Source organism: Pseudomonas sp. G11-1 (assembly GCF_024031555.1).
In the GTDB taxonomy this organism is placed as follows: Bacteria; Pseudomonadota; Gammaproteobacteria; order Pseudomonadales; family Pseudomonadaceae; genus Halopseudomonas; species Halopseudomonas bauzanensis.
Genome location: NZ_QEYQ01000002.1, coordinates 679,188 through 701,696, shown reverse-complemented (window position 1 = coordinate 701,696; position 22,509 = coordinate 679,188). Strand labels below are relative to the sequence as shown.

The following is a 22,509-nucleotide window of genomic DNA, read 5'->3' as shown; positions in this document are numbered from 1 at the left end:
ATTTTTCGCTTTTTTTAAGATTTTAAGCGAATTTAACATCATTTATTCACGTCATGACTCGCTGGGTGGTTCCGGTGGGCAGCGCTCGGGTTTACGCGCAATAATGACCTGGCTCTTGGGCAATGCTTGGTCAAGAGCTTGCTTGATACGTGGTCCATCTCGCATTGATAGCAGGGTTTCCCAAGTGCGTCCCCATTGCTGAAGCAGGGGATGCCAAGGGTCAGATAGGTCCTGGTCACAAGTCCAAAAGAAGGCCCAGAACATTGACCAGAAGAAGCCATAGCAGGTCTGTTTCTCAATAATAAGTCCGGCGTCGCTGACTAACCTGGGGAAGTCTTCCCGGGAGAGAATGCGAATATGGTGGGGCTTTTCGAAGTAGAGTGGTGGTGCCACCGTTTGCTGCACCGTTTCGCTCGCAATATCTGGAACGCTGAGTAGATAAAGTGCCCCAGGCTTACCGACGCGAACCAGTTCAGCGAGAAAATTAACGGGGTCGTCCACATGTTCGAGTACCTCGGTGCAGATTACTTTGTTGACATGGTTATCGGGCAGAGGGAGCGGGTTGGCATCGCTGACCAGACCATGAATGCCCCTAGCCGCAGAGCCTTGTAGCCGGCTCTCAGTATCCTTTACCTTCTGCTCGTCGATATCGACGAAAGTGACTTCAGCCCCGCGTCCGGCGCAGAAGCCAATGAGCCCTCCATCGCCACAGCCGACATCAAGCACATGGTCTTCTGGCTGGATTTGAAAGTCAGTAAACAGCTCCCCGTTTTCTAGAAACCAGCCGCTGAGGTTCGCGTCATGCAGGGTGACATCATTGATAGCCGCAACATCTTCGCTGGCCGCTGCTACGACTGGCTGCTCAGCCGATAGGCTGGTCTGAGCGGCCCGCACCGTCTGCTGTAGGGCTGATCTCTGATTTACCGAAAATATGCGCTTCAAGCGGGTAATCATGTCTGGTTCCTGCATGGCTTTGAGGTTGCGGCGCACGGCCTGGGGAGGTGGTTTCGTTCATCATGCGTTGGGCTATGGCGCGACCCTTGCGCCGTAAAGGTTGTTCTACCCAGCGATGGTTGAGCTCGCTGCAGACTATGATCAACCCTCCAGCGGTTAGCAGGTAGAGAAGGAAATCGTCGGAGTTGGCCACGTTGCCGGGATTCATTCGACTCCAGATTTCACGGGTCAGGAAGAACGCCGGAATATGGATCAGGTAGATGGCAAAGGAGCGGGCGCCCAGCCAGGTAAACACTCCATGTAGTGGTGCTGGCATCAACAAATCTTCGTTATACGATGCGATCCATACCAGCAGAACACAGAGCAGGGTAATTACGCTGACTCGATGAGTGGTTACACGCAATTCATCGGAGCCAAGCAAGGCCAGACATCCCAGCAGAAACAATAAGGGAATGGTTCCCTTGAGCGGAAGCGTCTGCAGAATTTCTGGCTTGGCTAACTGATAGCTGGGGTGTCGGCTCCAGATAGCCAGCAGTACCCCCAGTAGCATACCGTCGCAGCGAAATACCATCATGGCCAGGGTTCGCTCCTGGAGTAGTTGATAGAGCACTATCAGTATCAATACCGGTACCAACCAGCGGCGCGACAGCAGGACTACCAGCGGCAGCAGGAAGTAGAACTGCTCTTCCAGTGACAGGCTCCAATAAACGAAGCTTGCCCCGTACTCACTTTGCATAAAAGTGTCGAGAAAGCGCAGGTTCGCAACATTTAGGAAACCCGCAACGGTGGCTTCAAGGTTCGCGCGAAGATCGCCAAAGGTGCCGGTGTCGCGAAATACAACTGCGCCCAGCAGCATTATCAGCAACCACAGCCAGGCGGAAGGCAGGAGGCGCCAGGCGCGCCTTATCCAGAAGGCCAGGGTTATCCGTACGGCCGACTGATCATTGCCTCTGGCCTGGAGTTGCGGCAGTAGCGTGCGGGCTATGACGAATCCCGAAATGACGAAGAACAGATCCACCCCAACCCATCCGCCGAAATATACTGCCAGCCGCTCAAGCCCTGATGAGCTCCAGGTAAATAGATTGTCTCGGGCGTGATGAATTACCACACCGATGACAGCGAGCCCGCGGAGGACTTCAATATCGAGAATGCGCCCGTTGCTCATGGGGCTGCTTAACCGAGGGGTTTGCGGGCTATGAAGATCTGACTCTTGGGTAGGGCTTCATCCAACGCCTTGCGCAGCGGCTCGGCTTCAGGAAGGCTTATCAGGCGTGCCCAGATTGCGGTCCAGCTATCAAGCAGGGGGAAATAGGGTGGCTTGGTACAGTCATGGCTGATAGCTTCAGGGTCATTCTGGGCCGCCTTGTCCAGAACCCAGTACATCGACATCCAGAGGTTCCAGAAGAACCCATAACTGGAACGTTCGACAATCTCCAGCCCCGCGTCGGTGATTTTTCCGGCGAGTTCATCCGGCTCGAAAATATGGATGTGATTAGGTTTCTTGAAATATTCTGGAGGCGCAATCGGGAGTTGGAGTCGCTCGGCCGTCGCATCCGGAACAGAAATCAGGTAGAGGGCGCCGGGCTTGCCGATGCGTACGAGTTCTCGCAGAATCGTTTCCGGGTCGTCCACATGTTCGAGCATTTCCATCGCGATCACCCGCGATGCGAAGCCTTCAGGCAGCGGTAGAGGATTACAGTCGGTGACTATGCCACGGGGTTCGCGTGCGGGCGTGTGCTGGATACGCTCATTCAGACTCTCGATATTGCCTGGATCAAGGTCGCAATACACTACCTGCGCGCCAGAGCGTGCGCAGAACAGGCTGGCGCCACCAGCCCCGCAACCCACATCCACAACCACATCCTCCGCACATATCTGGAAGTTGCGAAATAGCTCACCGGTATCGTTCTGGTACCAGCCAGCCCGGACCGCGTCGGTAAGCCCAACGTTACGTGCATCATGGAACTCAGGATCATTTGCCTTGCGTTGCCACTCTTCGAGGCTGGGGACGCGCATCCAGGTAGGAATCATGCAGGGGTTCTCTCCAGCAATTGTTGTAACAGGGGTTCCAGGCGAGCCTTGGCTATAACTATTGAACAGTGTTGCTGCATGCGTTTGACCGCAGCTCCGGACATCCTTTGGTAACGCTCAGGATCTTCGCGATAACATTCATAGGCGGCTCTGAAGGATTTACAGAGTGACGACCAGTTGATCTGCTGGCGCAAAGTGCGATAGGCGATCCGCGGGTCATGTGGCCAGGCAGTTGCGTCAGCTGAGCTATCGACCACGAAGGCAATATCCTCATTGATGTAATCAGCCAGCGCGGAATGCTGAGGGGCTACTGCTGGCTTGCCGCAGGAGAGGTATTCCATCAGGGGTAAGCATTGTCCTTCGCCATGAGAGGTGTTAACTGCGAAGTGGCTGCCATTCAGCAGATCGAGATAGGCATCATTTTCCAGAAAGCCACTCACCAGTACGACACGGCAGCGAAACCTGCCCAGCTTGGGCAACACCATCAGAATATGTTGGATGGCTTCTTCCTGGCGTCGATGACCAAGTTTGAAAACCAGAGTGGCTTCAGGCTCGTCACGGAACTCGGTGCAGAAGGCGGTGAGCATATCGGTCCAGTTCTTGCGACCATCAAGGGGGTTGAACAAGCTGGTGAAGACCACGCCACTCAGTTGTAACCGGCGTCGGCCAGGTTGCCATGGATCGCTCTGGACCGCCCAGCGATCCAGCCTGGGGCGCCATGTATCAGGCACGCGACACGACAGTACCTGTTGATACCATGCCACCAGGTACTCAAGAGTGATTCGCGCGGCGCTTTTGGGGGCGCGGCGGAAACCCTGATTATGATCAATTGGAATCTCGCCGCGGGCTTCGGCCACGGCACGGATGATGTCCTGTTCAGTCGGCAACCAGTGAATAAGATCTGGGTCATTGGTATCAAATAGCGCGCCGCGCGCAACCTCGATAACCTCCGAACCGGGATCGTTGGCATCTCGCAGATGTTCACGGGCCGGGCCCATGCGATCCCAGAGTGGGGCAGGAATAGCCACTACTGGAAAATTATCACCCATTAGCTCACGTACCGCATCGGCGCTTTGTTGTGAATGAACTATGGCACCGGCGCAGTGTTGCAGGGACTGGCGCCAGTCCAGTTCCGGGCGATCCTCCCACCAGGTCTCGTCCGGCATGCTACTAAATTCCCAGGCAAACACGGGGATAGTAGGGCAGGCGAGATCCAGGCAGGTCAGATGAGGCGGAGAGAAACTCAGAAATACGCAGGCTTGTCCGCTTTCTGTGGCCTCCCGGTAGAGAGGGTCGACTTCAGTGGCAGGAGCTTCGACTACCTGCACTTCCCCTAGTTGCTGCAACAAAGGCATGAATTCGCGTAGTACGAAATAATAGCTGTATTCTGGTTCTCCAAAATTCTGCACCACGGTTTCGGCATTCATTGCTGAATACACCAGAATCTTCATCTCTCACCTCGACTGAGCTGCGTCGCCAACAAGGGAGTCAAAAAATGCTGCAGTTGCGTTGCGACGACGGAGGTGTCGGCGAAGTCGCGCATGCGTTGCCAGGCATTTACGGACATGCGCTGGTAGCCGTTCGGGTCGTCCAGTGTCAGTTGGTAGCAGTCGCGAAAGCCTTGCATCAGCGATTCCCAGTCGAGACGGTGACGGCGGGTACGCAGTGTCCCGGCCGGGTCATGAGACCAGCAGGCCAATTCCTCGGAACTCAATACGACACGTGCTATTTCGTCGTCCAGATAGTCGAGCATCGCGGTGTGGCGAGGGGCGAGTGCTGGTTTGCCACTGGAGAGAAATTCCATCAAGGGCAAGCACAGGCCTTCGCCGGTAGACGCATTGACGTAGAAGTCGGTGATGCTGATCAACTCACGATATTGTTGGTCATCCAGAAAGCCGTGCAGCGTCAATACCCGACATTGGAATGGAGCCAGGCGGGATAATAGGGTCAGCAGGGGGATGCGGTAGAACTCCAGATCATGATGAGTCATTTTCAGGAGTAAAGTAGTGTTGGGGTTGTCGCGGAAGGCCCAGCAGAAGGCCGTGACGATATCTACCCAATTCTTGCGACCATCACTGGGGCTGAGCATGCTGCAGAATACGGTACCTGACAGTTCAACGCGGCAATTCTCCACTGGCTGTTTACCAGCCTGATTGGGTGGAGGTTGCTTTCCTTGACGTTGCGGTTCAGTACGCGGGATCCAGCTTCGAAGCAAAGTAGCCAGCCAAGCGCGTAGCAAATTCAAACTGAGCCTCAGCGCGCCGGATTTCTTGACTGCAGATTTGCTGGTGTACGGGTGGCGGGGTGGGCGGGGTAGATGCTGTACCAGCCCATTGGCCGAAAGGCCCAGGCCGGCGCTGTCTATCACGTAGCCGGAGAACTCGAAACTCCTTGAGTCGGAGCGCGGTCGCCAGCCATCTGCGGGTAATATACTGCCGAAGTGAGCCCAGACCGGAGCCGGCACCGCTATGACCGGGTAGGCTTCGCCCATCAGGTTGCGAATGGCTTGCGCGGACTCCTGGCTGCAAGCTATCGCGCCAGCCAGTCGTTGCAGGGCGTGTCGCCAATCATTGCGCGGTTCGTTACCCCATGGCTGATCCGGTGCATCATGAAACTCCCAGGCAAACAGGCATACGGTCGGACATTGCAGATCCACCGGAGTCTGCTGCGGCGGGCTGACACTGAGGAAAATAATGCCTTCGCCTGTTTTGGAAAGTTGCAGGTAAAGCGGATCTACCTCGTCGCTTGATTCGACAGAAATAACCCGAGCAACCTGCTCGAGGGCGGGCATGAATTGTTTGAGAAGAAAGTAATAGCTGTATTCAGGTTTGCCCAACGAGCCCTGAATACTTGCGCTGTTCACTTTTGAATTAACGATTATGATCATTTCTTTTTCTTTTTTTATTCACCAGAGAGCGTCAAACCGGATGCAATAAGCTCTGGAACGCCTAATACAAACAGCATTTCAGATGCATTGCAAGACGCCGAACGCTGAATATCTGGGTGACTTGTGAGTCACTTTCGAGGGGCGTGGTCACCGCTCAGCGCTTTTGATAGTGGTCAGCAGTTGTGCAGTGTGAGACCTCTTTATCCTCAGAGCGGAGCTGGATGTGTGAATGGAACGGCTCCAGCAATAGTGCATGCAACGGAATGCTGTCGGTAGACGCCTATGCTTGTGCTTTCAGGGGCATTAATGCGCACTGAGTGGAGCAATGGGAGGCGCCAGTCGTCTTGCTTGAAAACCACCAGCCAGCCACGTTTGGCAGTATCCCCACCCCGGAAGAACGCACTATCACCCGTTAGGAAATTGATGAGTAAAGATGGCAGATCATGCCGGCGGCTATTATCTGGGTGAAAAAATAGGCCATACCGGATGATATGTGGCGGGAAAATATAAGCCGGGATGTCAATGGCATTCAGCAGAATTTCATTGTGTTCTGGCTCGCGCTCCGATGCGATAAAAATCACATTTACCGTTGCAGTAGCATGCCTTATCGCGAGTTGAATCTGAATAGACTGCCCACGTTTGGATTCACCAACGCCCAATCACTTTCATAACGCAGCAGATGCTGATAATTCCTGTCCCGCATCCGCCGGGGCAGTGGCCGGCCCAGGCAGCGCATATCAGAGATATCGATCAAGCCGAGTTTATTGTCGGGCGTCAGAACAATGTTGCCCATGTGCAGCGAGCGAAAGTAAACGCCCAGATCATGCAGGTGGGTAATGAATTCCGCCAGTCGAGCAAACAGCTCCAGTTGATCGAGACTGGTATCGTCCTCCAGTAATTGACGCAGCGTTTCGCCTGCCAATGGTTCGTAATGGACCACCGAACGGTATGGGTCACTCATCCGGTAAAGCTGAATGACCCGGGGGCAGGGGATGCCGAGGCGTTGCAGTTCTGCGGCGTTGTCCGCGAAGCGTTTGGCCGGTGAATAGAAAGCGGTCTTGGAGAGCCAGCTTTTGCGCCGGAACAGTTTGAGAAAGGTGCCGTCGGCCAGGCGCAGGACCTTTTCACCGTGGCCGTCCTTCTCGAGTATCTGCGCATCGGCACGCCAGATGTCGTACTGTTCCCTGTTGAGTGGCTGCATTGACACGATCCTGAAACAAAACGGTAGTTTACCGTAACTGGACTATTCCTTCATGTGAGGCTGTATGCGATTGGGCTTGCGGCCCGACATGCTGTGATAAACTCCCGGCCTGATTCCATTTCGCGAAGAGCTTATGTCGGATTCTCCAAAAGAAAGCTTTGCCCGCTCAAGCGCACGTATCTATCTGCGCTTGCTTGGTTATGTGAAGCCCTACTGGGTGTCGTTTGTCATCAGTATCCTGGGGTTCATGGTCTTCGCTTCCAGTCAGCCCGCTATGGCCTGGATGCTGAAGTATTTTGTGGACGGGCTGAATGAGGGGGCCAGCGCCCAGTTTCTCGGCGTACCGCTGATCTGGGGCTTTCCGCTGTTCATCATCCTGGTCGCGGTGTATCAGGGCATTGGCTCCTTCCTGGGTAACTACTACATCGCCAGGGTATCGCTGGGTGTGGTACATGACCTGCGCACCGCGCTGTTCGATAATCTGCTGACATTGCCCAACCGCTACTTCGACAACAACAATTCAGGTCATCTGGTGTCCCGGGTGACCTTCAACGTGACCATGGTCACCGGCGCCGCCACCGATGCAATCAAGGTGGTGTTCCGTGAAGGCATGACGGTGATCTTCCTGTTTGGCTATCTGCTGTGGATGAACTGGAAACTGACCCTGGTGCTGATGGCGGTACTGCCGCTGATTGGCCTGATGGTCAACAGCACCAGCAAGAAATTTCGCAAGCAGAGCAAGAAGATCCAGACGGCCATGGGTGACGTGACCCATGTCACCTCCGAGACCATTACCGGCTACCGCGTGGTACGTAGCTTCGGCGGCGAGACATATGAGAGTGATCGCTTTCACAAAGCAAGCGAAAACAATCGCTCGCGTGGCCTGAAGATGGTCCGTACGGGTGCGGTGTTCACGCCTACGCTGCAGTTGGTAACCTACGGGGCGATGGCCGGGGTGATGTTCCTGGTGTTGTTTCTGCGTGGCGATGCGACCGCTGGTGATCTGGTGTCCTACATCACAGCGGCAGGCTTGCTGCCCAAGCCGATTCGTCAGTTGTCCGAGGTCAGTGCCAATATCCAGAAAGGTATCGCCGCGGCTGAGAGCATTTTCGAGCAGTTGGATGAGGAGCCCGAGAAGGATACCGGTACCGTCGAGCGCGAGCGCATCAGCGGGCGTATCGAGGTCAAGAACCTCTCTTTCCACTATCCCGGGACGGACAAGGTGGTATTGCAGGACATCGATTTCACTATCGAGCCGGGGCAGATGGTGGCGCTGGTAGGCCGTTCCGGCAGTGGTAAATCGACCCTGGCCAATCTGATTCCCCGTTTTTATAGTCATGACCAAGGGGACATCCTGCTCGATGGCGTCGAGGTAGAGCAGTACCGTTTGCGCAACCTGCGCCGGCAGATCGCCCTGGTGACTCAGAATGTGACATTGTTCAATGATACGGTCGCCAACAATATTGCCTATGGTGATCTGGCCGGGGCGCCGCGCGAGGCCGTGATTGCTGCGGCGGAAGCCGCCTACGCAGCGGAATTCATCGAGCAGCTGCCCCAGGGCTTCGACACGCTGGTCGGTGAAAACGGCGTGTTGCTGTCCGGCGGCCAACGCCAGCGGCTGGCCATCGCCCGTGCCCTGTTGCGCGATGCGCCGGTGCTGATTCTGGATGAGGCAACTTCCGCGCTGGATACCGAGTCGGAACGGCATATCCAGGCGGCGCTGGATCGCGTGATGGAAGGTCGCACCGCACTGGTGATCGCCCACCGCTTGTCGACCATCGAGAAGGCCGACATCATCATGGTGATGGACCAGGGGCGCATCGTCGAGCGTGGCAGTCATGCCGAGCTGATAGCGCAGGATGGTTATTATGCACGGCTGCACAGCATGCAGTTCCAGGACGAGAAGCCCGCCGTCTGAGACGCTATTACCAACCTGACAGGTCGGAGCCAATACAAGTGAGTGACGCAATGAAATTGACCATGCCCCGTTTTGATTCCGCGCCGGTTCTGGTGGTGGGTGATGTGATGCTGGACCGCTACTGGCACGGCCCCAGTCACCGTATTTCACCGGAGGCACCGGTGCCGGTGGTCAGAGTTGATCAGATCGAGGATCGCCCCGGCGGCGCCGGTAACGTGGCACTGAATATTGCTGCGCTGGGTGCGCCCGCCTGGCTGGTGGGCGTCACGGGTGAGGATGAGGCCGCCGAGATACTGCAGCGGCGCTTGAATGCTGCGGGTGTGTACTGCGCTTTCCAGGGGCACCCCGAGCAGCCGACCATCACCAAGCTGAGGGTGTTGAGTCGGCATCAGCAACTGCTGCGGGTGGACTTCGAAGAGCCCTTTGCTACCGATGGCGATGCTCTGCTGGATACGGTAAACGGGCTGCTGGACAAGGTCCGGGTGGTGATCCTCTCGGATTATGGCAAGGGTGCGTTGGTCAATCATCAGGCGTTGATCAAGGCCGCTCGGGAGCGCAACCTGCCGGTGTTGGCCGACCCCAAGGGGAAAGATTTCAGCATCTACCGCGGCGCCACCTTGATCACGCCCAACCTGTCCGAATTCGAGGCAGTGGTGGGTATCTGCTCCAGCGAACAGGAGCTGGTCGACAAGGGCCTGGCGCTGATCGAAGAGCTGAACCTGGGGGCATTGTTGGTCACCCGCAGTGAGCAGGGGATGACGCTGCTGCGCCAGGGCGAAGCGGCCCTCCATTTGCCAGCGCGGGCGCGGGAAGTATTCGATGTGACCGGCGCCGGCGACACCGTGATCTCAACGGTAGCAACCGCGCTGGCCGCAGGAGAATCGCTACCCAACGCCGTGGGCTTGGCCAATCTGGCTGCCGGCATCGTTATCGGTAAGGTGGGTACCGCTGCCATCAGCGCCCCGGAACTGCGCCGGGCGCTCCAGCATGAACAGGGGGCAGGGCTGGGTGTATTGTCGGCCGACCAGTTGCTGGTGGCGGTGGAGGATGCCCGTGCCCATGGCGAGCGGATCGTCTTCACCAACGGCTGCTTCGATATCATCCACGCCGGTCATGTTGGCTATCTGGAAGAGGCCCGCAGCCAGGGTGACCGGCTGATCGTGGCGATCAATGATGATGCCTCGGTGACCCGCCTGAAGGGGCCGGGACGGCCGATCAATGCGGTAGAGCGGCGTATGACCGTGCTGGCCGGATTGGGCGCAGTGGACTGGGTGGTCAGTTTCTCCGAGGATACGCCGGAAGAGCTGCTGAAGCAGTTGCGCCCGGATGTGCTGGTCAAGGGCGGCGACTATGGCATCGACCAGGTAGTGGGCGCGCCTATCGTGCAGGCCTATGGCGGTGAGGTAAAGGTGCTCAAGTTCGTCGATAGCTGCTCGACCACGGCAATTGTCGAGAAGATTCGGGAGCAGAATGAGGGAACCGCTGTTTCTTGAGTTATGTCGTGCTTGAGTAAGATCAGCTCAGCTGGAGCTGGTTTTTTGTGGGAGCGGGCTTGCCCGCGAACGGGTTTGCAAGAAAAGCTTCGCGGCCAAGGCCGCTCCCACAGTAGTTAGTGGCTAGACGGCCTTGCACAGGGCTGCAGGGGCGCTCAAGGCCTGAACGCATTGCGTGCATGGCAATACATCTTCCCCGCCGCGCTGCCGCCGTTGCATTTGCTGCCGAACCATTGTCTGGCGGCCTTGCGACAGTTGCGATAATCAATTGAGCCGGTGCGGTAATTGCTGCATACGCTGGCGAAATCCAGCAGCGTGCCGTCATGTGCGTAATACATGCGGTATTCGGTTTCCGTGCCCCGGGCATCGGTCCAGATCACTTTCTCTGTTTCTTCTTCAATCCGGCGGGCCTTGGCAGGTGCGTTGTTCCTTTCCTTGATGGTTACCGGGCTAATGGTGTTGATGTGGCGGCCGGGAACGTAGTTGCGGTCGCTGAAACTGGTTTGCCGTTCGGTGCCGGGTTCGCTGGCCTGGGCGGGCAAGCTGGTCGCTATCGAAAGCGCAATACTGACGAGCAGCGTTGGCAAGCCCCGGCTGAATCCGGTTCGGGTTTGGCTGGCATCCATGGTGAGCCCTGGCGAGGTAGTGAATTCAGCGCGGAGGATAACAAGGTTGGCCGGCGGGCAAAGTGCCGTGCTTCACATTATCGAGCGGAGGGGGAATACGAAAGGGAGATTTGTGACGCCGGGCAGATAAATGCTGCCCCACAGCCGTTGCGGCAACTGTGGGGCAGGGACTGCAGATAGATCAGCCAGCGGCGCGCATATGGCCGAACTCTTCCAGGTTCAGGTGCCATTCGACCGCTTCGCGCAGCAGGTGCGGCGTGTGGCCACCCTTGGCGCAGGCTCGCTCGAAGTAGTCATTCAGCGCATCGCGATAATCCGGGTGCACGCAGTTGTCGATGACCACACGGGCGCGCTCGCGGGGTGCCAGGCCGCGCAGGTCCGCCAGGCCCTGTTCGGTGACCAGGATATCCACGTCATGCTCGGTATGGTCTACATGGCTGACCATGGGCACCACGCTGGAGATGGCTCCGCCCTTGGCAATTGACTTGGTGACGAAAATTGCCAGATTGGCGTTGCGGGCGAAGTCGCCGGAACCGCCGATCCCATTCATCATTTTGGTACCGCCCACGTGGGTCGAGTTGACGTTGCCGTAGATGTCGAACTCCAATGCGGTATTGATGCCGATGATGCCCAGGCGCCGGACGATTTCCGGGTGGTTGGACATTTCCTGGGTGCGCATCACCAGCTTGTCCTTGTACTTCTCCAGATTGCCGAACACGCGCTCGTTGCAACGGCCCGACAGGGTGATGGAGCAGCCGGAGGCAAGTGTCATCTTGCCTGCGTCGATCAGCTCGAAGGTGCAGTCCTGCAGCACTTCGGAATACATCACCAGGTCTTCAAAGGACGAATTGATAAAGCCGCACATCACCGCATTGGCAATGCTGCCGATGCCGGCCTGCAGTGGGCCGAGGTTCTTCGGCAGGCGGCCAGCTTCCACTTCCTTCTCGAAGAAGGCGATCAGATGGTCGGCGATGCCCTGGGTTTCCGCATCCGGCGGAGTAACCGTGGAGTAGGAGTCGGGCTGGTTGGTAATGACGATGGCGGCGATCTTCGCCGGGTCAATCGGAATCGCGGTGCTGCCCATGCGCTGGCCGGGGGAGACCAGGGGGATCGGCGTGCGGGTCGGCCGGTAGGTCGGGATGTAGATATCGTGCAAACCTTCCAGGTTGGGGTTATGCGCCAGGTTGATTTCAACCACGACCTGTTTGGCGAAGATCGCGAAGCTGGCGGAGTTGCCCACCGAGGTGGTCGGTACGATGTGGCCTTCCTCAGTGATGGCGACCGCTTCGATGACGGCGATATCGGGCAGCTTCAACTGATGATTGCGCATCTGTTCAACGGTGTCGGACAGATGCTGGTCGATGAACATGACCTCGCCCTGGTTGATCGCCTTGCGCAGGGTGGCGTCCACCTGAAAGGGCATGCGACGGGCCAGTACACCGGCTTCGGTCAGGTGTTTGTCGAGATCGTTGCCCAGACTGGCACCGGTCAGCAGGCTGATCTTCAGCGGTTGCTCCCGGGCGCGCTCGACCAGCGCCAGCGGGACTGCCTTGGCTTCCCCGGCACGGGTGAAGCCGCTCATGCCTACGGTCATACCATCTTCAATCAGCAATGCAGCATCTGCTGCGCTCATGACTTTGTCATGCAACGCAGGCATGCGAATACGACTTTCATACATGGATTTGTTACCAGTGGGTGATTACGAACAGCCAGCAGTCTAGGGAAGAGCTGATTGGCGTGACGATCCGACCATGGTCTAAGAAGGCCCAAGGGCCACTTTAACAATCCGTGGAAAAACTGCTCGTGAGTGCGTCTTTCAACGACCTGCTAGGAGGAACCAATGGCGGAATCGAGGATGACCGGCAGGCCACGCCTCGGCGCGCATGGTACACCTCATGGCGGTGCGCTGCCATATGCCCAGGGGCAGTGGGCGTCCGCCACCACCCAGCCGGTCTGGGGTGCGAAGGCTTCGCTGAGCAGCAGATGCGGATGCTGTTGCTCGATCAGCTCACCCTTGACCAAGGTAAACAGGCGTCCGTTGAACTGATTGTCGACCAGTTCGGCGAGATAGAGATCGGGGCGCTGTCGATCCAGCTGTGCCTGCAGCTGGCCGCTCTGGGCATCCAGCGACTCGTCGGCGTGCAACGCGCTCAGGTCCGGGCAGCGGGGCACGCTGAGGTGCATGTGATAGACCAGTTGCAGTGAATTGGTGGGGAGATGGACATAGGCATGGGGGCGTTCCAGTAGATTCAGCTCGCGGCACAGCACGGCCCGGGCTGCACCCTGGTGCGGGCTGAGGCTGTACCAGCGGTTGCCGTCCGGCGGCAGGGTATCGGCGTAGGGTGTGGGTAGCCAGACTTCCTGATAACGCCCCGGCAACCAGCCCTGTCCGGTTTCCAGCAGCAGCTCCTCGGCCAGTTCGGTCATCAGGGTGAGCAAGGGCAAACGCAGCTCGTGGGCGGGTACGTAGCCGGACAGCAGTTTCAGCACTTGGTCATTGCGATCAGGGCGCTGCTGGTGGACCAGCAGACGAAAGTCCCGTTGTTGCCAGCGGAAGGTAATATCCGCGGAAACCCCCAGGTTGGCCAGGGTTACGTCGAACTGCTCCGGGTCATCCACCTGTATCGGCTGGCGCAGCTCGAGCATCTGCTCGAAGCTCAGCGGGTTGCCGACCGGCGTGTAGCGCAACACCTCGGGGCCGGCCTGGACGTGGATGGCCTGGGTCTTGAAGGCCACCGGATCGTGGCGGGCAATGATAGTGGTCATGGCGCCCCTCGTTGGGTCTGGGGCCGCGCATGCTGCTGTCAGCGCGGCCTGGCTTGAGATCCGCTGTGCGTGTCGGCTTGCTGCAGAATGTTGGCGACGGTGACTACATTCTGCGTCAGATGCGCCGGTGTGATGGTACCGATGATGGCGCTGCCGACGGCCGGGTGGCTGAAGACCAATTCGAAACCGCTACGGACCGGGTCTTCACCCTCCAGGCAGATATGCCCACTGGCAAGCGCTTTTTTTACCAGAATGCCCTTGTTGTGTGACAGCGCAAAGTCGAGAACCGGACGCTCGGTCTGCTCGCGCAGGTTCCAGGTCACCATGGCGCAATCGCCATCCTCCAGCGCCTGCAGGCCACCAGCGACAGTCTTGCCGGAAAAGCCGAAGGCGCGGATCAGCCCCTCCTGCTTCAGTTGCTGCAGCGTCGGGTAGACCTCATCAGCAAGGACGGTCAGGTCATCACCATTGGAGTGCACCAGCACCAGGTCCAGATAATCGGTCTGCAGCCGTTGCAGCGAGCGTTGTACCGAGTGACGGGTATGTCGGGCGCTGAAATCGAACCAGGACTCGCCATTGTCGAATTCTTCGCCCACCTTGCTGCACAGCACCCATTCCTGGCGTTGGCCTTGCAACAGCGGCCCCAGGCGCTGTTCGCTCAGGCCATAGGCGGGGGCGGTATCCAGCAGGTTGATGCCCAGGTCCCGGGCCTGGGCCAGCAAGTCGCGCACCTGCTGGTCGGTCGGTAGTTCGAAGCCGCTGGGGTATTTCACCCCCTGATTGCGGCCGATCTTGACGGTGCCGAGCCCGAGCGGAGAAACCGTCAGGCCAGTGCTGCCAAGCGGGCGATGATATTGCTGTAGGGATGTCATGAAAACAGGGTATCCCAGACTGGAGTGGCAACGGGCGGGCAAGGCAGGTCGCTGGTCGGCTGCGGCAGCTCCGGCTGGATTGCCTGACGTCCGAGCTCGGCGATGGCCTGGTCGCTCAGGTCGGGTGCCAGAGCCAGTTTGGTCGGCCAGCACACCAGCGCATTGCCGACTGCCTGCAGGTAGGCATTATCCGGGCGCACCAGGCCGCTTTGAGCCGGTTCGGCACGGGTTACCGGCAGGGTAGCCCACTGGCAGCTGCTCAGATCGACCCAGGGCAGCAGTTCCTGCAGCTCCTTCTGTGCCCGGCGAATCAGCTCCTCGGCCGGCATATCGGTGCCCTGTTCAGCCAGTTCGCCGCCCAGGTACCAGCACCATTGGCCATCGTTGCAGGGGTGGGTAGTCACAGTGACCCGCGGCTTGGGACTGCTGCCCAGGCAGTGGGCGTAAAGGGCCGGCAGGTTCGGACCTTTGACCAGCACCATCTGCAGCGGCCGGCGCTGCATGGCGGGCTGCTGGATACCGGCACCGTGCAGCAGCGCCTCGTTGCCTTCCCCGGCGGTGAGCACATAGCGTCGGGCGATGATCTGCTGATCGGCAACCTGTACGGAGGTGATACCGTCGCTGTTGCCGCCGATTTTGACCGGGCCGCTGAGCAGGCTGTCGCCACCCAGCTCCGCCAGGCGGCGGACCACATCGGGCACATCCAGCACCAGCTCGGCCAGCCGGTAGACCTTGCCCTTGAAAGCCGGATTGGCGAAAACCGCGGGCAGCTCCCGCCCCTTCACGCTATCGACCCGGCCGCGCAGTGCCTTGCTGGCGAAGAAGCCGGCCAGGTTGCTGATCAGGTTGCCCGGTGACCAGAGATAATGGTGCGCCGAGAGTACACGCACGCCTTGCAGGTCCAGTTCACCACTACCATCCAGACAGGCGCGCCAGCGGCCGGGCATGCCGGCGATGGCTTCTGCGGCGGTGGTCAGTTTGCCGTGCAGGGCATACTTGGTGCCGCCATGGATGATGCCCTGGGACTTGCTGCTCTGCCCGCCGCCCAAGGTATGGGGCTCGACCAGCAAGGTGCTGTAGCCCTGTTGCCGCAGCCGCGCATTGAGCCAGAGACCGGCGACGCCGCCGCCCAGAATACAGATATCGGTGTGCAAGGGTGTGCTCATGGGCTCCGCGGGGTCAGTGGATTAGCTCGCGTAGTATAGCGATCAACGGCCGGGCAGGTCACTTCTGCTACTCTATGCCGCGTTTGTGCTGCTCGACCGCTTCTGGAGAAGGGAATGCCGCGTTTTCTGTACAGTCTGATCTTTACCCTGTGTCTGCCGCTGATCCTGGCGCGCCTGCTGTACCGTGCCTGGCGCGCCCCGGCCTATGCCCGGCGCTGGCGCGAGCGCTTTGCCCTGGGTGGAGACCTTCGCGCTGGCGGTATCTGGGTGCATGCGGTGTCGGTGGGCGAATCCATTGCCGCGGCGCCCATGGTGCGCGAATTGCGCCAGCGCCATCCGCAGTTGCCGATCACGGTGACCTGCATGACACCAACCGGCTCCGAACAGATCCGCAAGTTATTCGGTGATGATGTTGGCCACGCTTACCTGCCCTACGATTTGCCCTGGCTGCAGCGGCGACTGATTCGGCGGCTGCAGCCACGGATTGCCATCATCATGGAAACCGAGCTGTGGCCCAACCTGGTGGCCGAGTGCAAGCGCGCCGGCGTGCCAGTAGTACTGGCCAATGCGCGGCTATCTGCGCGCTCGGCACGGGGTTATCAACGCGTCATTGCGCTGGTGCGGCCGATGTTCGCCGCGCTGGATTGGGTGGCGGTGCAGACGGCAGCGGAGGCGGAGCGCTTCATCGCGCTGGGCGTGCGCCAGTCAGCACTGGCAGTGACCGGCAGCATCAAGTTCGACCTCAAGCCCGGCGCCGAGCTGCTGGCCACGGCAGAGCAGTGGCGAGCGCAGTGGGGTGAGCGGCCAGTGTGGATCGCCGCCAGCACTCACGGCGGGGAAGACGAGATCGTGCTTGCTGCGCATCGTCAGGTTCTGCAGCGGCATCCCGAGGCGCTGCTGATTCTGGTGCCGCGCCATCCGGAGCGCTTCGATGCCGTGGCGCGGCAGATAGAAAATGCCGGGCTGGGCATGGTACGCCGCAGCGCCGGGAACATGCCGGCGATGGCCGATCAGGTGTTATTGGGCGATACCATGGGCGAGCTGATGCAGTTCTATGCCTGCGCGGATGTGGCTTTCGTTGGCGGGTCGTTGATTCCCGGCGGTGGACACAATTATCTGGAGCCAGCGGCGCTCGGCCTGCCGGTGCTGTCCGGGCCGCATCGATTCAACTTTGCCGAGATCAGTGATTTGCTGGAGCAGGCCGGGGCCTTGGTGGAAGTGGCCGATGCCCCGGCGATGGCGGAGCGGGCAAATGCCTGGTTGGGTGATAAGTCGTCAGCGCACCGCGCTGGAGCGGCGGGGCAGGCGGTAGTAGCGGCCAATCAGGGGGCACTGGAGCGGTTGCTGCAGGGTATCACGCGGTTGCTGGGGAGCTAGTCGGTCATTGCGAGTGACTGATGGGTTTCCATCGAGTCGAGCGCGCCCCGGTCAGCGCGCCCCGGTCTATGGCGATCCCGTCAACTCCCATTCCGGCCAGCGCGGCCGCCTGATAGCTGTTGGTCGAGCTGGAAACCGGTCCACCGTAGCGGCGCAAACACCTGGGAGGTTCGAGCACCAGCTCGTACCTTGCTGGCGGCGGCGAGCTGGTGCTCGACAATCCCAGGGGGCAGCGTCGCTGCCCGGCCACTCAGAACGACGTCCGCATCCGCCGCTGCTGTTCGCTCATTGGCTGCGGCGGCTGGTTGCCGATGGACATGCGCTGCATTTCTTCCGGGGTAAACGGCGGAATGAAGTCGCGGTCCGGGTCGTAGTCGGCCTTCAGCCAGGTCGAGAGGTCTTCCAGATCCTGCGGGCTCAGGGTGCCGGCCGCCTGCTTGAGGTTGAGGTTGTCGACGATGTAGTTGTAGCGGGCATCGTTGTAGTCACGCACCGCCCGGAACAGATTGCGCTGGGCGTCCAGCACATCCACCACGTTGCGCGTACCTACCTCATAACCGGCCTGAGTCGCATCCACGGCGGCCTTGGAGGAAATGATCGACTGGCGCCGGGCTTCGACTTCCTCGACGCTGGAGGTGACCGTACGGAACAGATTGCGGGTACGCTCGACGATGCGCCGCAACTCGGCTTCGCTGGTGTGTTCGGCCTGGGTCAGGCGGAAGTTGGATTCGCGGACCCGGGATGTGGTGCCGCCACCGGTAAATAGCGGCAGGGTCATCTCCACGCCGAACTGGGTCAGCTCGGTGTCACCGCCGGCGCCCATACCACCAATACCTGCCCCGACACCGCCCAGACGGGCGCCGCCATAACTGTCGTTGTAACGCACGAAAGCATCCACCGTCGGGGCGTAACCCGCCTTGCTGCTGCGCAGGCTGTCGCCGGCGGCATCGATAGCCAGCCGCGAGGCCTGCAGGCCCAGGTTCTGCGCAGCTGCGGTCTCCACCCACTCCTGCATGTCGGCCGGCACAGGCGCAAGGATCGGCAGGTTGTGGCTCATGCCGAGCAGGTCGGTGTGGTCGCGGTTGGTCAGGCGGGTCAGTGCCTGATAACTCACGTCCAGATTGGTGGCGGCGGTGATGCGTGCGGCGCGGGCGGTATCGAAACCGGCCAACGCTTCGAGTACATCGGTGCGGGCCGACAGGCCGACTTCGAAACGCTCTCGCGCCTGTTCCAGCTGACGCTCGAACGCTGCTTCTTCGGCCCGGGCAGTGGCCAGGTTGTCGGAAGCCCGCAATACATTGAAGTAGGCCAGCGCTACATCCAGGATCAACTGCTGCTGCGTAGCGGAAAACTCCACGCGGGCCTGTTCACTGAGCGACTTGGACGCCTGGTAATTGAACCAGCGATCGGCACGGAACAGCGGCTGCGTCAGGCTGGCCTGATAGTAATGGGTCGAATAGCTGTCCGACCCCAACCCCTCGACGTCGACCCGTTCGCGGGCCACGCCGGCCCCCAGGCCGATGTTCGGCAGCAACTGAGCGCGCGCCTGGGGCAGAGCTTCCTGGCGGGCGAGGGCATCGGCTTCGGCTGCGGCGAGATCGGCGCTGTTGAGCAGGGCTTCCTGGTAGATAGTCAGCAAATCGGATTTAGCCAGGGCTGGGCCGGACAGGCTTGCCAGCACAACGGCGATATACAGGGGGCGCAGCATGCAGAGGTCCTTCGCATGGAGGTAGAAGTCAATCTGCCAAGGCTAAAGAGGTGCAGGCCGCCGGTCAAGGCCAAGCGGTCGGCTACTTGCTGTTTGGCGCGCGACGGCCTAAGCTGCTGGCTCATCTTGACGGGGTGCCGGCATTTTTTTGTGCTGGCTGAGACTTCACCCGTTGAACCTGATCCGGTTAATACCGGCGTAGGAATCGAGATGCGCAGTTCCGCATTACCCCGTCCTGGGGTGGTGGCTCCGTGCCGCTTCGGTTCCCTGTGTAATTCATACAGTGGAGCATAATAATGACCAATCGCTTGCCTGATACCGCCATTGCCAACTCCGGCGCAGATGGTGCCGCAACCCAGCCCTTGCCTAACTCCCGCAAGATCTACGTAACCGGATCGCGCTCGGATATCCGTGTGCCCATGCGGGAAATCAGCCTGGCCGATACCCAGACCGACAAGGGCGTGGAAAAGAACCCGCCGGTGCTGGTATACGACACCTCCGGCCCCTATACCGATCCGGCGGTGCAGATTGATCTGCGTGCCGGGCTGGCAGATGTGCGCAGCGCCTGGATCGATGAGCGGGGTGATACCGAGATCCTGCCTGGTCTGAGCTCCGCGTTCGGTAATGCCCGGCTGTCCGATCCATCATTGGATCACATGCGCTTTGCCCATGTGCGCACGCCGCGCCGGGCCAAGGCCGGGCATAACGTGACGCAGATGCACTACGCCCGCCGGGGCATCATCACTCCGGAAATGGAGTTCGTCGCGATTCGCGAAAACATGAAACTGCAGGAGGCGCGCGCCGCTGGTCTGCTGACCGAGCAGCATCCGGGACACAGCTTCGGTGCCAGCATTCCCAAGGAAATCACGCCAGAATTCGTGCGTGAGGAAATCGCCCGGGGCCGCGCCATCCTGCCGGCCAATATCAACCATACCGAGCTGGAGCCGATGATCATCGGCCGCAACTTCCTGGTGAAAATCAACGGCAATATCGGCAACTCGGCGCTGGGCTCCAGTATCGAAGAAGAAGTCGAGAAGATGACCTGGGGGATTCGCTGGGGCTCGGATACGGTGATGGATCTGTCCACCGGCAAGAACATCCATGAAACCCGCGAATGGATCATCCGCAACTCGCCGGTACCGATCGGTACCGTGCCCATCTACCAGGCGCTGGAGAAGGTTGATGGCATCGCCGAGAACCTGACCTGGGAGATCTTCCGCGATACGCTGATCGAGCAGGCCGAGCAGGGCGTCGACTACTTCACCATTCATGCCGGTGTGTTGCTGCGTTACGTGCCGATGACGGCGAGCCGGGTCACCGGTATTGTTTCCCGTGGTGGTTCAATCATGGCCAAGTGGTGTCTGGCGCACCACCAGGAGAACTTCCTCTATACCCACTTCGAGGATATCTGCCAGATCATGAAGGCCTATGATGTGTCCTTCTCCCTGGGCGACGGCCTGCGTCCAGGCTCCATCGCCGATGCCAACGACGCGGCGCAGTTCGGTGAACTGGAAACCTTGGGTGAGCTGACCAAGATTGCCTGGAAGCATGATGTGCAATGCATGATCGAAGGCCCGGGCCATGTGCCCATGCAACTGATCAAGGAGAACATGGACAAGCAGCTGGAGTGCTGCGACGAGGCGCCGTTCTATACCCTTGGGCCGCTGACCACCGATATCGCTCCGGGTTATGACCACATCACCTCGGGCATCGGTGCGGCGATGATCGGCTGGTTCGGTTGTGCCATGCTTTGCTATGTCACGCCCAAGGAGCATCTGGGGCTACCCAACCGGGATGACGTGAAGACCGGCATCATCACTTACAAGATTGCTGCCCACGCAGCGGATCTGGCCAAAGGGCACCCGGGCGCGCAGATTCGCGATAATGCGCTGTCCAAGGCGCGCTTCGAATTCCGCTGGGAGGATCAGTTCAACCTTGGTCTGGACCCGGACACGGCTCGCGCTTTCCATGATGAGACTCTGCCCAAGGAGTCAGCCAAGGTAGCGCATTTCTGCTCCATGTGTGGACCGAAGTTCTGCTCGATGAAGATCACCCAGGAGGTGCGTGATTACGCTGCGGCGCAGCGGATTCAGGCGGTGGACTTGGCAGTGGAAGAGGGCATGCGGGCCAAGTCCTCGGAGTTTCGCCAGACCGGGTCGCAGCTGTACCAGAAGGTGTAGCGGCAGGGTGGATAGCGGTGCCGGGGCGTGAATAACACGCACCGGCACGACCGTTCGCCGCTGAAACAGGTCAGTCCTTGCCTCGGTCCGCTCGGATATGCGAGTTTAAAAGCACGACCATTGGGTATGTCTTTTTCAGGGGCGATTATTTGACCGAATTCAACCAGCAGGATGTCGAGATCCTGCGTCGAGAACCCGGATTTCGCGGCTTCTACCGGCTGGATGTATTGACCCTGCGCCATCGCCTATTTGCCGGCGGTTGGGGGCCGGAGCTGCGCCGTGAGCTGTTCGTGCGGCCGGATGCCGTCTGCGTGCTGCCCTATGATCCCTGGCAGGATGCGGTGGTGCTGATCGAGCAGATCCGCGTCGGGGCGCTGGGCAAGCGCACCAATCCCTGGATGCTGGAACTGGTCGCCGGGCTGTTTGATGATGGGGAGGAGGCCGAACAGGTCGCCCATCGCGAAGCAGAGGAGGAAGCCGGGCTCACATTGCTGAACCTGACGCCCATCACCCGCTACTTTCCCTCGCCGGGTGGCAGTGACGAGCAGGTATACCTGTACTGCGCGACGGTGGATAGCCGTGGCGCGGGCGGCCTGCACGGGCTGGCCGAAGAAGGCGAAGACATTCGTGTCAGTGTCTGGCCGCGCAGCGAGGCGCTGGCCGCCATGGCCGATGGCCGGATCGATAATGCCGCCAGCATCATCGCCTTGCAATGGCTGGAGCTGCATGGCCAGGGCCTGCGTGCCCAGGCGGGGCCGCAACCATGATGGCTCTCGGCAAACCCCGCTATCGGGTTGATCTGTCGTCGCTGCAGGCGGTATGCGAGGCGAATTTTTACCGTCTGCGCCAGTTGATGCCGGACATGGCGCTGAAGGACGAATGTCATATCCTGCTCAGCGCTGGCAGCGAACAACAGCGTCTGGTGATGCAGGTACTCGAGCGCTGCCCGTACACCACCACGCTGCGACTCCGGCATGAGAAACGCCATGAGTGGCTGACGCCTCCGAGCATGGAGGTACGCCTGTACCACGATGCCCGCATGGCCGAAGTGACTGTGGTGCATGATCGCCGTCGCTTCCGGAGTGTCTACCCCTATCCCAACGAGCAGATGCTGCAGCCGGACGAGAAATTCCAGCTCAACCAGTTTCTCGGTGAATGGCTCGGCTACTGTCACCGCCATGGTCAGAGTCCGCAGCCGGTGCTGCTCAATCGCTGAGCTGCGCATACGCTCTGCCGCTTCTACAGTTGACTGTTCTGTGCAGGAGTCGCGCCTCGCGGCGATGGGGCCTGCATAGTAGTCTGGTCTGACCAGTTTTTTTGTGGCCGAGTG

18 protein-coding genes and 1 riboswitch are annotated in these 22,509 nt (G+C 59.6%); of the genes, 6 read left to right on the top strand and 12 right to left on the bottom strand.

Going from position 1 to position 22,509, the window contains the following annotated elements; genetic code table 11:
• Positions 1-51: 51 nt before the first annotated feature.
• From DHB74_RS09390 to DHB74_RS09365, 6 genes are all read right to left on the bottom strand, one after another.
• Positions 52-954 carry a class I SAM-dependent methyltransferase gene (locus DHB74_RS09390; protein WP_499161274.1) on the bottom strand — a complete coding sequence of 301 codons (903 nt, stop codon included), beginning with the start codon at positions 952-954 and terminating at the stop codon, positions 52-54.
• On the bottom strand, positions 863-2,119 hold the full coding sequence (locus DHB74_RS09385; protein ID WP_499161273.1) for an acyltransferase family protein: 1,257 nt from the start codon (positions 2,117-2,119) through the stop codon (positions 863-865). Before DHB74_RS09385 ends, DHB74_RS09390 begins: the two co-directional genes overlap by 92 nt.
• Before the next feature lie 8 nt (positions 2,120-2,127).
• Positions 2,128-2,985, bottom strand: coding sequence for a class I SAM-dependent methyltransferase (locus DHB74_RS09380; RefSeq protein WP_499161272.1), 858 nt, complete (start codon positions 2,983-2,985; stop codon positions 2,128-2,130).
• Complete coding sequence (locus tag DHB74_RS09375) at positions 2,982-4,436, bottom strand: glycosyltransferase (protein ID WP_499161271.1); 1,455 nt, start codon at positions 4,434-4,436, stop codon at positions 2,982-2,984. The genes DHB74_RS09380 and DHB74_RS09375 overlap by 4 nt, the downstream gene beginning before the upstream one ends.
• Positions 4,433-5,872: a glycosyltransferase family protein gene (locus tag DHB74_RS09370; RefSeq protein WP_499161270.1), complete on the bottom strand. Its 1,440-nt coding sequence runs from the start codon at positions 5,870-5,872 to the stop codon at positions 4,433-4,435. Before DHB74_RS09370 ends, DHB74_RS09375 begins: the two co-directional genes overlap by 4 nt.
• Before the next feature lie 604 nt (positions 5,873-6,476).
• Positions 6,477-7,073 (bottom strand): lipopolysaccharide kinase InaA family protein, encoded by a 597-nt coding sequence (locus DHB74_RS09365; protein ID WP_051611024.1) that lies wholly within the window; start codon positions 7,071-7,073, stop codon positions 6,477-6,479.
• Between the two features lie 133 nt (positions 7,074-7,206).
• Between DHB74_RS09365 and msbA the strand changes: the two genes are divergently transcribed.
• Positions 7,207-8,991, top strand: coding sequence for a lipid A export permease/ATP-binding protein MsbA (gene msbA, locus DHB74_RS09360; protein WP_036990687.1), 1,785 nt, complete (start codon positions 7,207-7,209; stop codon positions 8,989-8,991).
• Between the two features lie 50 nt (positions 8,992-9,041).
• A complete protein-coding gene (hldE, locus tag DHB74_RS09355) occupies positions 9,042-10,484 on the top strand; it encodes a bifunctional D-glycero-beta-D-manno-heptose-7-phosphate kinase/D-glycero-beta-D-manno-heptose 1-phosphate adenylyltransferase HldE (protein ID WP_036990686.1) in 1,443 nt (480 codons plus the stop codon).
• Positions 10,485-10,639: 155 nt separating this feature from the next.
• Here hldE and DHB74_RS09350 read toward each other — a convergent pair whose 3' ends face one another.
• The 5 genes from DHB74_RS09350 to DHB74_RS09330 all read right to left on the bottom strand — a co-directional run bounded on the left by DHB74_RS09350 (position 10,640) and on the right by DHB74_RS09330 (position 15,914).
• Complete coding sequence (locus tag DHB74_RS09350) at positions 10,640-11,110, bottom strand: hypothetical protein (protein WP_036990682.1); 471 nt, start codon at positions 11,108-11,110, stop codon at positions 10,640-10,642.
• A gap of 181 nt (positions 11,111-11,291) precedes the next feature.
• Entirely contained in the window at positions 11,292-12,788 is a 1,497-nt protein-coding gene (gene scpC, locus DHB74_RS09345; RefSeq protein WP_074780164.1) for a succinyl-CoA:acetate CoA-transferase ScpC, read from the bottom strand.
• A 215-nt stretch (positions 12,789-13,003) separates the two neighbouring features.
• Positions 13,004-13,876: a hypothetical protein gene (locus tag DHB74_RS09340; RefSeq protein WP_051611022.1), complete on the bottom strand. Its 873-nt coding sequence runs from the start codon at positions 13,874-13,876 to the stop codon at positions 13,004-13,006.
• Positions 13,877-13,914: 38 nt separating this feature from the next.
• A complete protein-coding gene (locus tag DHB74_RS09335) occupies positions 13,915-14,748 on the bottom strand; it encodes an aldo/keto reductase (protein WP_036990678.1) in 834 nt (277 codons plus the stop codon).
• Entirely contained in the window at positions 14,745-15,914 is a 1,170-nt protein-coding gene (locus DHB74_RS09330; RefSeq protein WP_499161269.1) for an NAD(P)/FAD-dependent oxidoreductase, read from the bottom strand. The genes DHB74_RS09335 and DHB74_RS09330 overlap by 4 nt, the downstream gene beginning before the upstream one ends.
• Before the next feature lie 114 nt (positions 15,915-16,028).
• On the opposite strand from DHB74_RS09330, the gene waaA reads away from it, so the two are divergent.
• Positions 16,029-17,291 carry a lipid IV(A) 3-deoxy-D-manno-octulosonic acid transferase gene (gene waaA, locus DHB74_RS09325; protein ID WP_499161268.1) on the top strand — a complete coding sequence of 421 codons (1,263 nt, stop codon included), beginning with the start codon at positions 16,029-16,031 and terminating at the stop codon, positions 17,289-17,291.
• A 250-nt stretch (positions 17,292-17,541) separates the two neighbouring features.
• Here waaA and DHB74_RS09320 read toward each other — a convergent pair whose 3' ends face one another.
• Positions 17,542-18,999 (bottom strand): TolC family outer membrane protein, encoded by a 1,458-nt coding sequence (locus tag DHB74_RS09320; protein WP_136869259.1) that lies wholly within the window; start codon positions 18,997-18,999, stop codon positions 17,542-17,544.
• Positions 19,000-19,119: 120 nt separating this feature from the next.
• Positions 19,120-19,221, top strand: a riboswitch (TPP riboswitch).
• Positions 19,222-19,295: 74 nt separating this feature from the next.
• On the opposite strand from DHB74_RS09320, the gene thiC reads away from it, so the two are divergent.
• The 3 genes from thiC to DHB74_RS09305 all read left to right on the top strand — a co-directional run bounded on the left by thiC (position 19,296) and on the right by DHB74_RS09305 (position 22,395).
• The gene (thiC, locus tag DHB74_RS09315) at positions 19,296-21,179 is read left to right on the top strand and encodes a phosphomethylpyrimidine synthase ThiC (protein ID WP_499161267.1); all 1,884 of its coding nucleotides are present in this window, start codon (positions 19,296-19,298) and stop codon (positions 21,177-21,179) included.
• Positions 21,180-21,328: 149 nt separating this feature from the next.
• Positions 21,329-21,946 (top strand): NUDIX domain-containing protein, encoded by a 618-nt coding sequence (locus tag DHB74_RS09310; RefSeq protein WP_499161266.1) that lies wholly within the window; start codon positions 21,329-21,331, stop codon positions 21,944-21,946.
• Entirely contained in the window at positions 21,946-22,395 is a 450-nt protein-coding gene (locus DHB74_RS09305; RefSeq protein ID WP_036991163.1) for a DUF1249 domain-containing protein, read from the top strand. The genes DHB74_RS09310 and DHB74_RS09305 overlap by 1 nt, the downstream gene beginning before the upstream one ends.
• Positions 22,396-22,509 lie beyond the last annotated feature (114 nt).